This window comes from Pseudomonas sp. MF4836, assembly GCF_002018875.1.
GTDB lineage: Bacteria > Pseudomonadota > Gammaproteobacteria > Pseudomonadales > Pseudomonadaceae > Aquipseudomonas.
Map to the genome: position 1 here is coordinate 59697 of NZ_MVOL01000012.1, position 14566 is coordinate 74262.

17 protein-coding genes and 1 pseudogene are annotated in these 14566 nt (G+C 64.6%); 11 read left to right on the forward strand and 7 right to left on the reverse strand.

The genetic code is table 11. The features are described 5' to 3' along the window. Positions 1–334: 334 nt before the first annotated feature. Together ppnN and MF4836_RS25185 are read left to right on the forward strand one after the other, a co-directional pair. Positions 335–1708, forward strand: a complete 1374-nt coding sequence (gene ppnN / locus MF4836_RS25180; RefSeq protein ID WP_078472566.1) for a nucleotide 5'-monophosphate nucleosidase PpnN — start codon at positions 335–337, stop codon at positions 1706–1708. Between the two features lie 210 nt (positions 1709–1918). Beyond that, positions 1919–2293, forward strand: a complete 375-nt coding sequence (locus MF4836_RS25185; RefSeq protein ID WP_078472567.1) for a DUF2784 domain-containing protein — start codon at positions 1919–1921, stop codon at positions 2291–2293. Here MF4836_RS25185 and MF4836_RS25190 read toward each other — a convergent pair. Beyond that, positions 2290–3114, reverse strand: coding sequence for a helix-turn-helix domain-containing protein (locus MF4836_RS25190; protein WP_078472568.1), 825 nt, complete (start codon positions 3112–3114; stop codon positions 2290–2292). The genes MF4836_RS25185 and MF4836_RS25190 overlap by 4 nt on opposite strands. A 112-nt stretch (positions 3115–3226) precedes the next feature. Here MF4836_RS25190 and MF4836_RS25195 point away from each other — a divergent pair, with 112 nt between their 5' ends. The 4 genes from MF4836_RS25195 to MF4836_RS25210 all read left to right on the forward strand — a co-directional run bounded on the left by MF4836_RS25195 (position 3227) and on the right by MF4836_RS25210 (position 5492). Beyond that, on the forward strand, positions 3227–3637 hold the full coding sequence (locus MF4836_RS25195) for a DUF6713 family protein (protein ID WP_078472569.1): 411 nt from the start codon (positions 3227–3229) through the stop codon (positions 3635–3637). 1 nt (position 3638) lies between these two features. After that, positions 3639–3947, forward strand: coding sequence for a DUF2834 domain-containing protein (locus tag MF4836_RS25200; protein ID WP_078472570.1), 309 nt, complete (start codon positions 3639–3641; stop codon positions 3945–3947). 120 nt (positions 3948–4067) lie between these two features. After that, positions 4068–5006 (forward strand): ankyrin repeat domain-containing protein, encoded by a 939-nt coding sequence (locus MF4836_RS25205; RefSeq protein WP_078472730.1) that lies wholly within the window; start codon positions 4068–4070, stop codon positions 5004–5006. 36 nt (positions 5007–5042) lie between these two features. After that, on the forward strand, positions 5043–5492 hold the full coding sequence (locus tag MF4836_RS25210; RefSeq protein WP_078472571.1) for a DUF7832 domain-containing protein: 450 nt from the start codon (positions 5043–5045) through the stop codon (positions 5490–5492). 67 nt (positions 5493–5559) lie between these two features. On the opposite strand, the gene mntP is transcribed toward MF4836_RS25210, so the two are convergent. Beyond that, positions 5560–6129 (reverse strand): manganese efflux pump MntP, encoded by a 570-nt coding sequence (gene mntP / locus MF4836_RS25215; RefSeq protein ID WP_078472572.1) that lies wholly within the window; start codon positions 6127–6129, stop codon positions 5560–5562. A gap of 273 nt (positions 6130–6402) precedes the next feature. Continuing rightward, a complete protein-coding gene (locus MF4836_RS25220) occupies positions 6403–7125 on the reverse strand; it encodes a GNAT family N-acetyltransferase (protein ID WP_078472573.1) in 723 nt (240 codons plus the stop codon). Positions 7126–7348: 223 nt separating this feature from the next. Here MF4836_RS25220 and MF4836_RS25225 point away from each other — a divergent pair, with 223 nt between their 5' ends. After that, positions 7349–7972 carry a LysE family translocator gene (locus MF4836_RS25225; protein WP_102047943.1) on the forward strand — a complete coding sequence of 208 codons (624 nt, stop codon included), beginning with the start codon at positions 7349–7351 and terminating at the stop codon, positions 7970–7972. A gap of 9 nt (positions 7973–7981) precedes the next feature. Here the strand turns inward: MF4836_RS25225 and MF4836_RS25230 are convergent, their stop codons facing one another. Then, positions 7982–8863, reverse strand: coding sequence for a LysR family transcriptional regulator (locus tag MF4836_RS25230; protein ID WP_078472574.1), 882 nt, complete (start codon positions 8861–8863; stop codon positions 7982–7984). A gap of 200 nt (positions 8864–9063) precedes the next feature. Here MF4836_RS25230 and MF4836_RS25235 point away from each other — a divergent pair, with 200 nt between their 5' ends. The 3 genes from MF4836_RS25235 to MF4836_RS25245 all read left to right on the forward strand — a co-directional run bounded on the left by MF4836_RS25235 (position 9064) and on the right by MF4836_RS25245 (position 11300). Then, positions 9064–10122, forward strand: a complete 1059-nt coding sequence (locus MF4836_RS25235) for an NAD(P)-dependent alcohol dehydrogenase (RefSeq protein WP_078472575.1) — start codon at positions 9064–9066, stop codon at positions 10120–10122. 239 nt (positions 10123–10361) lie between these two features. Beyond that, positions 10362–10652 (forward strand): hypothetical protein, encoded by a 291-nt coding sequence (locus MF4836_RS25240; protein WP_020298850.1) that lies wholly within the window; start codon positions 10362–10364, stop codon positions 10650–10652. 9 nt (positions 10653–10661) lie between these two features. Beyond that, positions 10662–11300, forward strand: coding sequence for a hypothetical protein (locus MF4836_RS25245; protein ID WP_078472576.1), 639 nt, complete (start codon positions 10662–10664; stop codon positions 11298–11300). A gap of 59 nt (positions 11301–11359) precedes the next feature. Here MF4836_RS25245 and MF4836_RS25250 read toward each other — a convergent pair whose 3' ends face one another. Together MF4836_RS25250 and MF4836_RS34765 are read right to left on the reverse strand one after the other, a co-directional pair. Continuing rightward, entirely contained in the window at positions 11360–12325 is a 966-nt protein-coding gene (locus MF4836_RS25250) for a bifunctional helix-turn-helix transcriptional regulator/GNAT family N-acetyltransferase (protein ID WP_078472732.1), read from the reverse strand. Positions 12326–12412: 87 nt separating this feature from the next. Next, a pseudogene (locus MF4836_RS34765) lies at positions 12413–12538 on the reverse strand (LysR family transcriptional regulator); the annotation flags it as partial. Positions 12539–12670: 132 nt separating this feature from the next. On the opposite strand from MF4836_RS34765, the gene MF4836_RS25255 reads away from it, so the two are divergent. Next, a complete protein-coding gene (locus MF4836_RS25255; RefSeq protein ID WP_078472577.1) occupies positions 12671–13552 on the forward strand; it encodes an alpha/beta fold hydrolase in 882 nt (293 codons plus the stop codon). Positions 13553–13573: 21 nt separating this feature from the next. Here the strand turns inward: MF4836_RS25255 and MF4836_RS25260 are convergent, their stop codons facing one another. Beyond that, a complete protein-coding gene (locus MF4836_RS25260) occupies positions 13574–14515 on the reverse strand; it encodes a p-hydroxyphenylacetate 3-hydroxylase reductase component (RefSeq protein WP_078472578.1) in 942 nt (313 codons plus the stop codon). Between the last annotated feature and the right edge of the window lie 51 nt (positions 14516–14566).

Here is a 14566-nt window from a genome sequence, read left to right on the forward strand (position 1 = left end):
GACCGGCGCAGAAATTCATTCTTGATTGTCTGGATTGATACAGCACTGACCAGCGCCCAATGATGCCACTGTGCCATTTAGCCGGCAAAGGCTTCAGCACCCGCGCTTCGACGCCCTCTCTTCTGGCACACTGCGTGCCGCGGCGCATTTCCCTTCCCGGCGAAAAACGCTATACCGAAGTGAGATCCGCCGCGCGACAGATCCCGCGCCGAAGTTTGCTTTCGCGCACCGCCACCGGAGAAAATCCCCGGTGCACGCGGTCAGATTGGATGTGCAACTTTTTTCGCCATCGGCCCCAGCCGGCCCGGTGGCTCCGCTTTCAGGGAATTTTAGAATGCCCCCAAGACAAGTCATCAACGCCTCGGTCAGCCCCAAAGGCAGCCTGGAAACACTCTCCCAACGCGAAGTCCAGCAATTGAGCGCAGCGGGTTCAGGCAGTATCTACACCCTCTTTCGCCAGTGCGCCCTGGCCATCCTCAATACCGGCGCCCACGTCGACAACGCCAAGACCATCCTCGACGCCTATCACGATTTTGAAGTGCGTATTCACCAGCAGGATCGCGGTGTGCGCCTGGAGCTGCTGAACGCGCCCGCCGACGCATTCGTCGACGGCGAAATGATTGCCAGCACCCGGGAAATGCTGTTCAGCGCCCTGCGCGACATCGTCTACACCGAGAACGAACTGGACAGCCAGCGCATCGACCTGAGCGACTCCCAGGGCATCACCGACTACGTGTTCCACCTGCTGCGCAACGCGCGCACCCTGCGTCCCGGCGTCGAGCCGAAGATGGTGGTGTGCTGGGGCGGGCACTCGATCAATACCGACGAATACAAGTACACCAAGAAGGTCGGCCACGAACTGGGCCTGCGCAAACTGGACATCTGCACCGGCTGCGGCCCGGGCGTGATGAAGGGCCCGATGAAGGGCGCCACCATCGCCCACGCCAAGCAGCGCATGAGCGGCGGCCGCTACCTGGGCCTGACCGAGCCGGGCATCATCGCCGCCGAGGCACCGAACCCGATCGTCAATGAACTGGTGATCCTGCCGGATATCGAGAAGCGCCTGGAAGCCTTCGTCCGCGTCGGCCACGGCATCATCATCTTCCCCGGTGGCGCCGGCACCGCTGAAGAGTTCCTGTACCTGCTGGGCATCCTGATGCACCCGGACAACCGCGACCTGCCGTTCCCGGTCATCCTCACCGGCCCGAAAAGCGCCGCGGCCTACCTCGAACAACTGCACGCCTTCGTCGGCGCGACCCTGGGCGATGCCGCCCAGCGCCACTATGAAATCATCATCGACAACCCGGCCGAAGTGGCCCGGCAGATGACCGAAGGGCTCAAGCAGGTCAAACAGTTCCGTCGCGAGCGCAACGATGCGTTCCACTTCAACTGGTTGCTGAAGATCGACGAAAGCCTGCAACGTCCCTTCGACCCGACCCACGCCAACATGGCCGAACTGCAACTGAGCCTCGATCTGCCGCCCCATGAACTGGCAGCCAACCTGCGCCGCGCGTTTTCCGGGATTGTCGCCGGCAACGTCAAGGACAAAGGCATCCGCCTGATTGAGGAGCAAGGCCCGTACAGCATCCACGGCGACCCTGCGATCATGCAGCCGCTGGACAGACTGCTTAAAGCCTTCGTCGAGCAGCACCGGATGAAACTGCCGGGCGGCGCGGCGTATGTGCCGTGCTATCGAGTGGTGAGCTGAGACTGACTGCGCGCTGCCCCTGACCGGGCCAGCGAATAAACAGAGACGCCATGCCCTTTAAGCGGGACATGGCGTTTTTTACCTTGTGGCGAGGGGCAGTGCTGACCCGGTCCCCCTCTTTCACCTGCAACCTCCCGCACGCCCCGGCTCACCCTGTATATTCGCCGCGGCGCTGACGCCAGGGACCCGGATCAGAAAAAAGGAGTCACGATGTTCTACCGATTTGCCGCCGATGGGCTGGTGCTGTTTCACCTGCTGTTCATTCTGTTCGTGCTGTTCGGCGGGCTGCTGGTGCTCAAGTGGCGCGGCGTGATGTGGCTGCATCTGCCGGCGGCGGCCTGGGGGGTGGCGGTGGAGGTGTTTCACCTGACTTGCCCGCTGACCCGCTGGGAAAACCTGCTGCGCCATTACGCCGGGCAGGAGGGGTATGCCGATGGGTTTATCGAGCACTACCTGATCCCGCTGATTTACCCGGCCGGGCTGACCAATGGCATGCAGTTGGTGATGGGCAGCGTGGTGCTGCTGATCAACCTGCTGGTCTACCTGCGCCTGGCTCGCCAGTGGCAGCTGCACAGAGCGGCTTAGGCCTCGACAGTGACCTGGCCGGCACTGGCACGCTCGTAGGCTTCGCCCATGATGCGCCAGGTCGCCGGGTCGGCAGGAATCAGGTGCTCGATACGCAAGGAGGCCACGGTGATATCCAGCGGCATGCCAAAGGTGGTGAAGGTCGACAGAAAGCGCAACTCGCCCACTGTCGACGCCACTCGGGTCAGCAACAGCGGAGCCGACGGGCTGGCGCTCGAAGCCGGATCAACCTCGGCAGCCGAGGGCAGGCTCGCCAACAGCGCAGCCAGGGCCGGACATTTGAGCGCCTCGCGGGATGCACGCTGCCAGGCGACCTGACGGATCTCATCGGCATTGAGCAAGTGGTCACCCAGGCCACCGGGCTCAAGCAACGTGCGCAGCAGATTGAACTCACCCGGGGCCGCACTCGCGGGCAACCCCACCAACCCGAACAGCACCCCGGTCGCGGCATTCGCCGCCAGCACCTGCCAGGCGCTGTCGAGCACAATGGCCGGGGCCGGATTGTTGGCGTGCAGCAAGTGCATCAGCGCGCTGTGCACCGCCTGCATATTCGGATCAGCCAGGGGCAAGGCCTCGTAGCGCGGCGCATAGCCGGCGGCGAGAAAGGCCGCGTTGCACTCTTCCAGGGGCGTGTCCAGGGCGGTCAGCAGGGCATGCAGCATCGCCGGGCTGGGCTTGGCGCGGCCAGTTTCGACGCAGCTTAAATGCCGCTGGGAAATTCCCGATTGCAGGGCCAGCTCCAGCTGGCTGAGCCGCGCCCGCTGGCGCAGGCGGCGCAGTTGCGCACCGACCGGTTGCTGAGGATCAAGGAGTTTTAGCATGGCGCGACTCTGGCAGCTGGTCGCCGGCGTGTCTATGACCTGGGAGGTCATTGAGTGTCGGCGCGCACCCCGGCTAGCCTGTGCTCACCCTTCGCCACGCCAGCCTTGAACCATGAAGAACCTCGTATTCATCACCTGCCTGAGCCTGTTCTTCGGCCATGAACTGGACGCCGTCAGCCAGGCCGAATGGCGACTGTTGTATGGCTTGCGCGAGCTGCAGGCAGACAGCGCCCGGGCACTGTTCGTGGCGCTGCATGTGCCCTTGCTGGGCCTGGTGCTGTGGCTGGGCTGGCACCCGGCAAGGCGCTGGCGCGAATCCAGCCGCAGGCTGCTGGCCGGTTTTGCCGTGGTGCACGCTGGCCTGCACTTCAACCTGCGCCTGCACCCGCTCTACAGCTTCGATTCAGTGCTGTCGCAACTGCTGATTTTCGGCTGCGCGGCCGTGGCAGCGCTGTACCTGCTGCTGACTCTCATGGACCGCCACTCGACCCACCGCCGCCCCCTGACCGCACAAGGAAAGTGAAATGCGCCGCCCCACCCTCGCCCTCGTCACCCTGCTGGCCTTCAGCGCCTACACCCTCTTCACCCTGGCAACCGCCGAGCAGTCGCTGCTGCAATTCGGCCTGCAGCTGATGTCACGCCCCGACACCGCCCAAGTGGTGATCGACCTGTACCTGATGGCGCTGCTGGCCGGCATATGGATGCTGCGCGATGCCCGGGCCCGGGGCCGCTCAATGAGCAGCGTGCTGCCGTACCTGGCGCTGACGGCGCTGTTCGTGTCCATCGGCCCGTTGCTGTACCTGGTGGTCAATGGCGGGCACAAGGGACGCTGAAAACCCGGCGTGGCGAATCAAGGTGCTGCGCAGTTACCATGGGCGCCCTTACAGCGCCACGCACGGATGCAGCTTGTGCGGCAGGCGATTCATTGATTGATCTGCACGAGCGCCCCGACCTTGTCCCACCTATTGGCAAAAGCCGCCGAGAGCGGCAACCTTCCTGCCCTGCTGCGCCTGCTCGAGGGCGGCGCGGACCTTGAATGGACCCACAAGGGCACCGGCCGCACGGCCTTGCTCAGCGCAGTCATCGCCGAGCAATGGGAAGCGACCGTGGCCCTGCTCGATCGCGGCGCCCGTATCGACCATCAATGCACAGCCCTGGGCTACAGCGCCCTGGCCTGGGCCAGCCATGCAGGCAACGCCTCCCTGGCCACGCTGCTGATCGAACGCGGCGCCGCCCTCGACCTGGCGTCCCCGGAACTCAAACGCACGGCGCTGATGTGCGCCGCGCAGGCCGGCCATCCCGCCTTGGTCGCGCTGCTGCTGGATGCCGGCGCCAACGCGCAGCTGCTGGATTTCAAGCAGCAAAGCGCCTGGTCCCTGGCCCAGGACAAAGGCCACCAGGCGGTGCTGCAACGCCTGGAGCAAGCCGGGCTTGGCGCGCCGCCTGCGCCTGCGCCCACCCCGGTCCTGCCGTGGCCGGACCCGGTCGATGACCGCACCGACCCGATCAGCGTCGTGCGCGGCTACACCCTGGCCATGCACGCCTGGGAACAACGGGGCAACGCCCTGAGCGCAGCCGACCCCGGGCACGGCAGTGATGGCAGTTTCTGGGCCGAACAGGAGCAGATCGTCGAGCGTTTTTGCACCCAGCGCCAGCGTGTCTACAAACATCATTCCCACGGCTGGCCCACCACCTACGCGCCCGAGGATCAGTTGCTGGCGTGTGACCCGCTGTCGGCCAACCAGACGGCGGTCATCATCCGCGATCCGGCCGAACGCAGCCTGTGCTACGAGCACCGCTTCCTGCTCAAGCGCACGGCCGGGCAATGGCGCATCGACAGCGTGAAACGCCGCCTGGCCGGCACCGAGAAATGGCAATCGAGCATTCTGTAGCGCCCTGCGCGCCCCTCTCCCCCCAGGACCTGAAACATGAAATATGACGACGCCGCCTGGCACTACGAAGGCGATTATCCCAAGGACCTGCCGGACACCGCAGCGGCGACCCATATCGGTATGTTCCTGGCCTGGATGCTGCTCAACGGTTTGGCCAGCGAGGAATTGCTGGAGGATGCCGACAGTGACATCGACGACGTGCAGGCGCGGCGCATCAGCGGGCCGGCCTTTGTACGACGGGTATTGGACGAGAAGCTCACCGATCAGGAATTCAGCGAGCAAGGCAACGCCTTTACCCTGGCCTATTACAAGGGCCTGGATAACGACAGCCGCTACATCGACGACTACTTCCAGGTGTTCGAGGTCGACGAGGCGTCGCTGTATGGCGTCGAAGACAGTTGGGAAAACTACGAGCGCCTGGCACCGCTGATGGATGCCCGCTTCGCGGCCTGGAAGGCGCAAGGCCAGCCGCTGTATATCGTTTGAAAGCCCGTGTTCGAGTCAAGCCCCGGCGCCTTTGACAGCGTCGGGGCATCAACCCTGCGGCGGCGGGTCAGACCGCGCTCAAGTGCTCATAGAGAATGGTGCCGCCGACGATCATCAACACGATCCCGCCAAGGATCTCGGCGCGCTTGCCCACCAGGCTGCCCAGTACACGCCCGAGCAGGGTGCCCAGGGTCACCATCACCATGGTTGCCAGGCCGATGGCCGCAGCGGCCACCAGGATATTGACCTCGACAAAGGCCAGGCCCACGCCCACCGCCAATGCGTCGATGCTGGTGGCCACGGCGGTGACGGCCAGTACCCAGAACGAGTGCTGGGTCGACTTCTCGCTTTCCTGTTCGTCGTCGGGCTTGAGGCCGGCATAGATCATGTGCAGGCCCAGACCCAGCAGCAGGACGAAGGCGATCCAGTGATCCCACTCGGTGACATAGCTGCTGGCGGCCTGGCCGATGGCCCAGCCGATCACGGGGGTGATGGCTTCGATCACACCGAAGATCAGGCCGGTGCGCAGGGCTTCGCTGAAACGGGGTTTGTTGAGGCTGGAGCCTTTGCCGATGGCCGCCGCAAACGCGTCGGTGGACATGGCAAACGCCAGGAAGATAAGGGCTATTGCATTCACGGTTATGTACCAGTCGGGCCTGAGCAACGACATAGCCCTGCGCGCCCGACTTCAGCACAGGTATGTCGTTGGTCTCGCCAATCCCGACGGATGCTGTGGCCACGGCAGGTTGCCGAGAATGTCGACCAACAGCGCCATCACTCACGTGACGGCCGGCTACTCCCCAAAGAGGTTGCGGAGAATACCAGCCATGCGTGAAAAAAACGTGAAAGTGTTTTTCAGGCTGTTGCAGGCTCGCCCAGAGGGCTGGCGAACCGGGTCACCGGCCCTGCCCTACTGCAGGCGCGGCCCCTGCCCCGGGTTTGGGTCGGCGGCGAGGCCCCGGTGCTCCTGGACAAAACGGGCAGCCTGGCGGGTCATCTGATCCAGTTGCCGGTCGCGTTTTTTCTCGGCCTCGAGCATGGCCTTCCTGCCGTGCTGCGCCAGCAGGTAACTGTGAATCTGCCGCACCTCCAGCGAGCTGTAGATCGGCGCCACGTCCAGCACCGGCAGCAAGCCTTCAGTGCTGTGGTCGCGGGTATTCATCAACACCTGGGGGCCGCGGGCGCCCAGCATCTGAAACCCCAGCGCCTCGAAATACGGAACCTTGGCAACGCTACAGGCCAGCTCCGCGTGGGGGTAGCGCGCGAGCATCTGCGCCAGCATGGCCCGGGCAATGCCCTGGCGCCGATGGCGGGCATGCACGGCCATATAGGGCACTGCGCAAGCCTGAGGATCGTCCTTGACCGGCAGGCACAGCAGGAAGCCCAGCACCGTCTCGGGCTGCTCCGGATCCAGGGCCACGATCAGCTCGACGGCCATGCCGCGCGAGCCGTCCATGGCCGCCAGGTACAGGTGTACCTCGTAGCCGACGCCGTATTGATACAGGTTGTAGAGGGGGTTGCTGGGGGTGATGGCGAGCAGGCTGATATCGCTCAGGTAGTCCACCACCATTTGCAGGATCTGGCTGTTGACCGACTCGGGAGGCGGGGATTGGAAAAGGCTGATAGTGCACATCGAACGTCTGACTCCGGGGGTTGAGGCGTGCCCGCCGCCACAAGGGGCGGCGCCGGGCCGGCCCATCATAACCCGAGCGCGGCCCAGGGCATGCCGCGGCAATCGGTTCGCGGCTTGCAGGCATTTGTGCAAAAGCGCTTTGCATTCCTGGCGATAACCTCGGCCGCGAGGGCGTCTTAGACTGGCCGCCGGTGCAATTCGCACCGCCTCCCGGGAGCGACAGGTGCAGCACATTTTCGACATCAACTGGGCCCTTTGGCTTTCGACCATGGCCCCACTGACCCTCAGCGCCGGCCCCGGCAACCTGATGGTCGCGACCTCCGGCGCGCAGAGTGGCGCACGCCGTTCCCTGGGTTTTATCGCCGGGCTCGACCTGTGTTATTTCCTGCTGGCACTGCTGGTGGGGCTGGGGCTGTCCCACAGCCTGATGAACCAGCCGCAGTTGCTGTGGCTGCTGCGGGTCGCGGGCAGCCTGTACATCCTCTGGCTCGGCCTGCGCCTGTTGTGGCGTGCACTGCCCGCTCCGGGGGCCGAGGCCCGGCAACTGCGCTGGCGTGACGGAGTCATGGTGCAGTTGGGCAATGTGCAGGGCATGGTCATGCTGCTGGTGATGTTCTCGACCTTCATGCCCAGCGGTGACAGCCGCAGCATCGCCCTGGTGCTGGCCCTCAGCGCGGCGCTGATCAGCCTCAACTTCTGCGCGCACCTGATTTGGGTCTCCATGGGCTCGAGCGTGCAACGCCTGCTGCGCACCCGGCCGCGATTGCTGGTGGCCCAGAACAGGCTATTCGGCCTGATGCTGATGGCAGTGGCGGTCTGGATCTTTGTGCGCAGCGGCGCCCACTGAGGGGCGCGGTCAAGGCCGCGGCGCCAGGCTGCGCTGGAACTGCGCCACCAGGTGCTCCACCACCCGGTCCACACGCTCCAGGCCCTGGGTCGCCAGGTTGCGCAGCAACCAGATATCGGCGCCCTGGGGCGGCAGGTCATCCAATACCGGATACAAGCCCTCGCCCTGCCCGACATAGGCCGGCAACGCCGCGATGCCGAGGTTGGCCTGCACCGCCTTGAGCTGGGCCGTGAGGTTGGCGGTGCGCATCCAGGGTGTCTGCCCGCCGCTGATCTGCTCCAGCCATTGCGCCAGCGGCATATGGGCCATGGGCGTGCTCCAGCCGATCAGCGGGTGCTGCGCCAACTCGGCCGCCGAACCCGGCAACCCGTGCCGCGCGGCATAGGCCGGGGAACAGAACAGCCCCTGGGCCAGCCACCCCACCCGGCGCAGGGTGAAGTTGCCCTGGTCCGGACGGTGCAGGCGCACGATGACATCGCTGTGGCTTTGCGTGAGTTTTGCCGAGGACGCGCTGTTGCTGAAGTCGAAACTGATCTGCGGGTACTGCTGACGAAACTCATCGAGCCCCGGAATGATCAGGTGGGTACCCATCAACTCCGGACAATCGATACGCACCTGCCCGGCCAGGCCCGCGCCGGGCTGCGCCAGCTGGCGCTCGATCAGGCGAAAACGCTCCTCGGTCTCCAGGGCCAGGGGCACCAGCGCCGCCCCGGCTTCGCTGAGGAAATAACCATTGGTTTTCTTCACGAACAGCGTGCGGCCCAAGGCCTGTTCGAGGGCGGCGATCCTGCGCGCAACGGTCGAGGCCGAGACCTTGAGCACCGCTCCCGCGTCGGTGAGGCTGCCGGATTGTGCAACGGCAATGAAACACTTCAGATCATCCCAGTTCACTGTTTTACACGCCCCAAAACCCATCCTGTGGCGGGCGATCTTATGCGAATTCACCCAATGACCCAGCAGCTTTTTCCACGGCCCCTCAGCGGCTGGGCCGGGCACGGTGCCCACATCCGCCGTCATGGCGTGCGAAGGCCTTCTATGCTGTGTGCTCGAACTTATGGATCGCTGCCTCCCTCCCTACAGGATCGCCACCGATGAAAACCTTGGGTTATGCCGCACAAAACGCCGGGGCGCCGCTTGCGCCCTTCAACTTCCAGCGCCGCGCACTGCGGCCCAACGATGTGGCGATGCAGATCCTGTATTGCGGGGTCTGCCATTCCGATCTGCACCAGGCCCGCAACGATTGGGGCGCCAGCCGCTACCCCATGGTCCCGGGTCACGAGATTGTCGGTCGGGTGACGGCGGTCGGGGCCGAGGTCACGCGCTACAAGGTCGGTGATGCGGTCGCCGTAGGCTGCATGGTCGACTCTTGCCAGGAGTGCGACCAATGCCGCAAGGGCGAAGAGCAAATGTGCCGCGAGCACAACACCCAGACCTACAACGGCGTTGACCGCATTAGTAAGGAAGCGACCCAGGGCGGCTACTCCAAGCACCTGGTGGTCCGCGAAGAGTTTGTGCTGCGGGTGCCGGATGGCCTGGACCTGTCCAAGGCCGCGCCGCTGTTGTGCGCCGGGATCACTACCTACTCGCCGCTGCGCACCTGGAATGTCGGCCCCGGCAGCCGGGTCGGCGTCATCGGCCTCGGCGGCCTGGGGCATATGGCGGTCAAGCTGGCCGTGGGCCTGGGGGCGATTGTCAGCGTGCTCAGCCGCAGTGCCGACAAGACCGCCGACGCCCTGGCCCTGGGCGCCGACCGGTTGATCGTGTCCAGCGATCCGGCGGCCATGGCCAAGGCCCAGTCGAGCTTCGACCTGATCATCGACACCATCCCGGTACGCCACGACGTATCGCCGTACATGCCGCTGCTGGACGTGGACTGCACCCTGGTGATCGTCGGCCAGGTCGGCCCGATCGATGAACAACTGACCCTGCCCATGCTGCTGGGTCGGCGGCGGCTGGCCGGGTCGCCCATCGGCGGGATCGCCCAGACCCAGGAAATGCTCGATTTCTGCGCCCGAAAAAACATCCTGCCGGACTGCGAGATGATCGCCATGCAAGACATCAACCACGCCTTCGAACGCATGGAGCGCGCCGATGTGCGCTACCGCTTCGTGATCGACATGGCGTCCCTGGCGGCCCCGGCCGAAGCCTGAGTCGCTGGCCTCAAGCCGCCCGTCGCTTGCGCGCCGGGCGGCTTTTTTGCGCCTGACGCCCCCATGAGCAGTCAAAAATCTTCGCCGATCACGAGCCGAAAAAACCTGAAACCTATGCCTTGAAGGCCTGCGTGGACAGATCGGCGATCATCTGCGGTCCGGGTCAAGTACCTGGCTAATAACGCGACTGAAGGTCGCCTTGACAATGTACGATTACTTTCGTACAAATGGAGGCCAACATGGAAAGAGGCTTCAGACAAGCAAAGCGCGACCTGATCGCGGCATTGCAAACCGGCAACTATCTGCACGCGGTGCGTGGTTCGATCGAGGTCAAGAACCTGCTGGCCACCGCCGAAGTCTCCGTGCCGGAGCTGATCGAGATCATCGAGCAATGCACGGGCCGGCATCACAGCAGCAGCCCACACCATGCAGCGCCGCAGATCGAGGTCCATGTGCTGGCCAGAAGGCCGTGGTACATCAAGTTCTATTTCATCGAACCGGATGCCTGGTTTATCAGCGTCCACCAGTGAGGGCAGCCCATGAAACTTCTCTTCGAAGGCGATCACGGCCAGGCGCTGTGCGAGCCATGCCAACAACTGGTCGCCACGACCTATGTCCGTCGTGACGTGCCATTCAGTGACGGCCACGGCGAGGCCAAGGATATTCTGGTGGGGGTCTGCCAGGTGTGTGACACGGTGGTGGCCATCCCTGCCCAATCCACGCCGGCGATCAAGGAGTCACGCAAGCTGCCGCAGACCTCGATCGAGGCGCGCCTGCCGGCGATCTACCTCGATGCCCTGGATGCCGCGATGCATTCGGTCACCGCAGAGGCCGGCGTGCATATTCGCAAGCTGTTCTTCAGCTACTACTTCCACGAACTGGCAGGGCACGTGGCCACCGCCGCCGCGAACTTGCAACGGGTGCACGAAGCCTTCAGCCAAGCCCTCGCCGAGCAGCTCAGCGCACGCCAGCTGCCGCCTTCGCCGTCGATGAAGCGCTTGTCGATGAAGGTCAATCCCCATGTGGCCGAGGACTTTACCCGGCTGTTGCAGGCCACCCGCATGAGCCAGACCGAGTTGCTCAAATCGGTGATCTCGCAGATCCAGGCCGACGTACTCGAAGCCAGAAATCCCAGCGTCATCGACGCGTTGCAACGGCTGACCCGGGTCGCCCTGTAACCATCAGGGCCCAATCGGCCGGGGTGTTGTTGGCCCTTGGCCGACTCGCCCAGTCACGTTCACACGCCTGCGCCAGCCCGCGCTTCGCGAACAAAATACTGCTCGATCACCGGCCCGCCCCACTGCTGGCCCGTCTCTTCACGGGCCAGGGTAAACCCGCAGTCTTCATAGAGTTTGCGCGCCACATCCAGGCCCTTGAAGGTCCACAGGCGAGTCCGGGCGAACCCCCAGCCGTCACAAAAATCCATGGCCTCTGCCAGCAGGCGTTTGCCGGCGCCCCGCCCTCGCGCCGCTTCGTCGAGAATAAAACAGCGCAACGTCGCCTGGTTGTCTTCGCCTTCACCGTCGATGGCGATCGAGCCGACAATCCTTTCGCCGTCCATCGCCGCCCAGACCTGGTTGCGCGGGTTGTGCAGACGCCCCATCAACTCGGCCATATCGGTGGCCACCAGGCTTTCAAATGGCTGGCCGAACCGAGCATGGTCGGCGTAATAGCGGGCGTGCATTTCAACGATGCGGCCGATGATCCCGGGCTGATAGCCCGCAACAATCCGCAGGGGCGCCAGCACCGCTGCCGAGGCGCCCAGGCGCTGGGTTTGCAGAGCGCTGGCATAGTGGGCCAGGCCTGCACCGACGGTTTGTTGCTGCTCCGGGCCCAGGTGGGCGATGGCGTTGCCCACCTGCCCGGCAGCAAAGCGATCGATGGCGCGCACGGTCTTGCGCCCCCGCGCCGTGAGCCGCAATGGCTTGGCGCGCCCGTCCTGGGTGCTGGTCAGTTCCTCGATCTCGCCGGCGTCGATCAGTTTGCGCACCATGCGGCTGACGCTGGATTTTTCCAGGCCCAGCAATTGCGCCAGCTCCGCACCGGTCAGGGCCCCGTGCTGGCCCAGCTCCACCAGGCTGTGCACCGCCGAGGGCGGATAGTCGGTGGCGGCCAGGGTCCCATTCATAAAGCCAAGCTCACGCACCATCAGGCGTGAGGCCGAACGAATCTGCTGAATCAGCGCAACGGGAGATGAGCTCATGGCCAGGCCCTCGAAATCCACGAAAACATAGTTGTATCGCGCAACCATAATCCCGTCAATCGGTGCTTGACCCGCTGCGCCTCGACCTCATTCCGAAAACACCTCGAACATCAATTGCCGCAGCCAGCGATTGGCCGGGGCCTTGGGATATTTGGCGGGCCAGAACAGGTTGATGACAATTTCCGGCAACGCCACCGGGTGTGGCAGCACGGCGTGCTGGCGATGCTGGTGTTCAGCGGGGCTTTTGTTTTCGCCGGCCAAGGCGATTAATATCGCGGCCGGTCCAGGCCCGGTTCGCGGACTGGTGGCCGACCTGATTGATCACCCCTTTGCCCAAGAGGCCCAATGCAACTGATTCCCTGGTCTTACGCCTGCCCTGAAGGTTTTACCCTGCGCGGCTGGCGCTGCCCGCCTTCGGGCAAACCGCTGTTGCACTTTCTCCACGGCAACGGCTTTTGCTCCCTGGCCTACCGGCCGATGCTGGCGCTCCTGGCCGAGTCCTTCGACCTGTGGCTGTGCGATATCCAGGGCCATGGCGAAACCGAACATGGCGGCCGCTTTGTTGGCTGGAACCGCAGCGCCGAGCTGGCCGCCGACGCGTTCGAAGCCGGCATCGCGGCCTATGGCGATGTACCGCGCCATGCCTTGGGCCACAGCTTCGGCGGCGTGCTGACCTGCCTGATCGTGGCGCAGCGGCCGCAGCTGTTTGCCAGGGCGGTGATGCTCGATCCGGTGATCTTCCCGCCGTCGATGCTGCGCATGCTCGGCGCGCTGTCGCTGGTGGGCCTCAACCGCCGTCACGCCCTGGCGCGCAAGACGGCGGCGCGCCGTCACAGCTGGCCGGACCGCGCCACCGCAAGCACCGCACTGGCCAATCGGGGGATCTTCAAGGGCTGGTGCGACGAAGCGCTGCAGGCTTATGTCGAGCACGGGCTGAAAGACGTTGCCCACGGCGTGACCTTGAGGTGCCTGCCGGAACGGGAGGTCGATATCTACAGCTCGTTCCCGCGCCGGCTGTGGCAGTCCCTGCGTGCCGTGCAGACCCCGAGCCTGGTGCTGCACGGCCGCGACAGCTACCCCTATGTGGCGCATTCGGTCAGGCGCTGGGCCGCGCTCAACCCGCACCTGCGCACCCAGGTCATCGACGGGCAGCACTGCTTCATGCAGGAAAACCCGGCAGCCAGCGCCCAGGCCGTCAGGCACTTTCTGCTCGAAGAGAACGCCTGACGCCGCCAGCGCATAGCCCCATCAAGCGTCCTGGATCACGCCCTTGAGCACATTTTTGAAATGCTCGATCTGCCCCGGGGCGAACTGACTGAAGACCTTGTCCTGCTGCTCCTGAGCAATGCTCCACAAGCCTTCGGTTTCATCGATGCCTTTGGCCGTCAGGCGCACCCGGCCGCCGTCGTCACTCACCAGGCCCTTGCGCCGCAGGTTGGCCACCGCCTCCTCGATCTCGCGAATCGGCATGGCGACTTCCCGTTGCAGGTCGGCCAGGTCCAGCCCGGCATCGCTCTCCAGCACCATCAACATGCGCGCCTCGCTGGTGCGCAGGCCGGTGGACAATTGCCGAGGCTGGTAACTGGCCTGGTAGGCCCGCAGCGCCTGGGTCATCAGGTAATACAAGTTGTGGCTCAGGCGCCCCTGGAAGTGGCTGCTGGGCAACTGCCCTTCTTCGCGCCGGGTCATGCGGGTGTGGGGCAATACCATGGAGTAGGCGCCCTGGTGATAGAGCAACGGCGAGCGGCCGAAATCATCAAAGGCCACCACCTTGCCGATCATGATCCAGTGATCGCCGCCATCGACCTGCTGGTACTTTTCACAGTGAAAACGCGCTGCGCAATCGGCCAGCACCGGCGCGCCACCGGCACCGGCGTCGAATGCGATCTCGGCAAAGCGGTCTTCCCGGGGCCGGGCGAAGTTGTTCGAGGTGTCGATCTGGTCGGCCGCCAGCACGTTCACCGCAAAATGGCTGGCGGCCTCGAACACCTCATGGCTGCTGGAGCGCTTGTCGATGCTCCACAACACCAGGGGTGGGTCCAGGGACACCGAATTGAAGCTGTTGGCGGTCACCCCGACCCGGCGCCCATCTTCGGCCGCGGCTGTGACCACGGTAACGCCGGTGGCAAAGTTGCCCAGGGCCCGGCGAAAGGCGCGGGTGTCGAAGGCGATTTCAGAAAGGTCAGGCATGCAAGACTCCTGGGCCGGCGCAGTGGTCGGCCTCGATTTGTTGTTATGTGC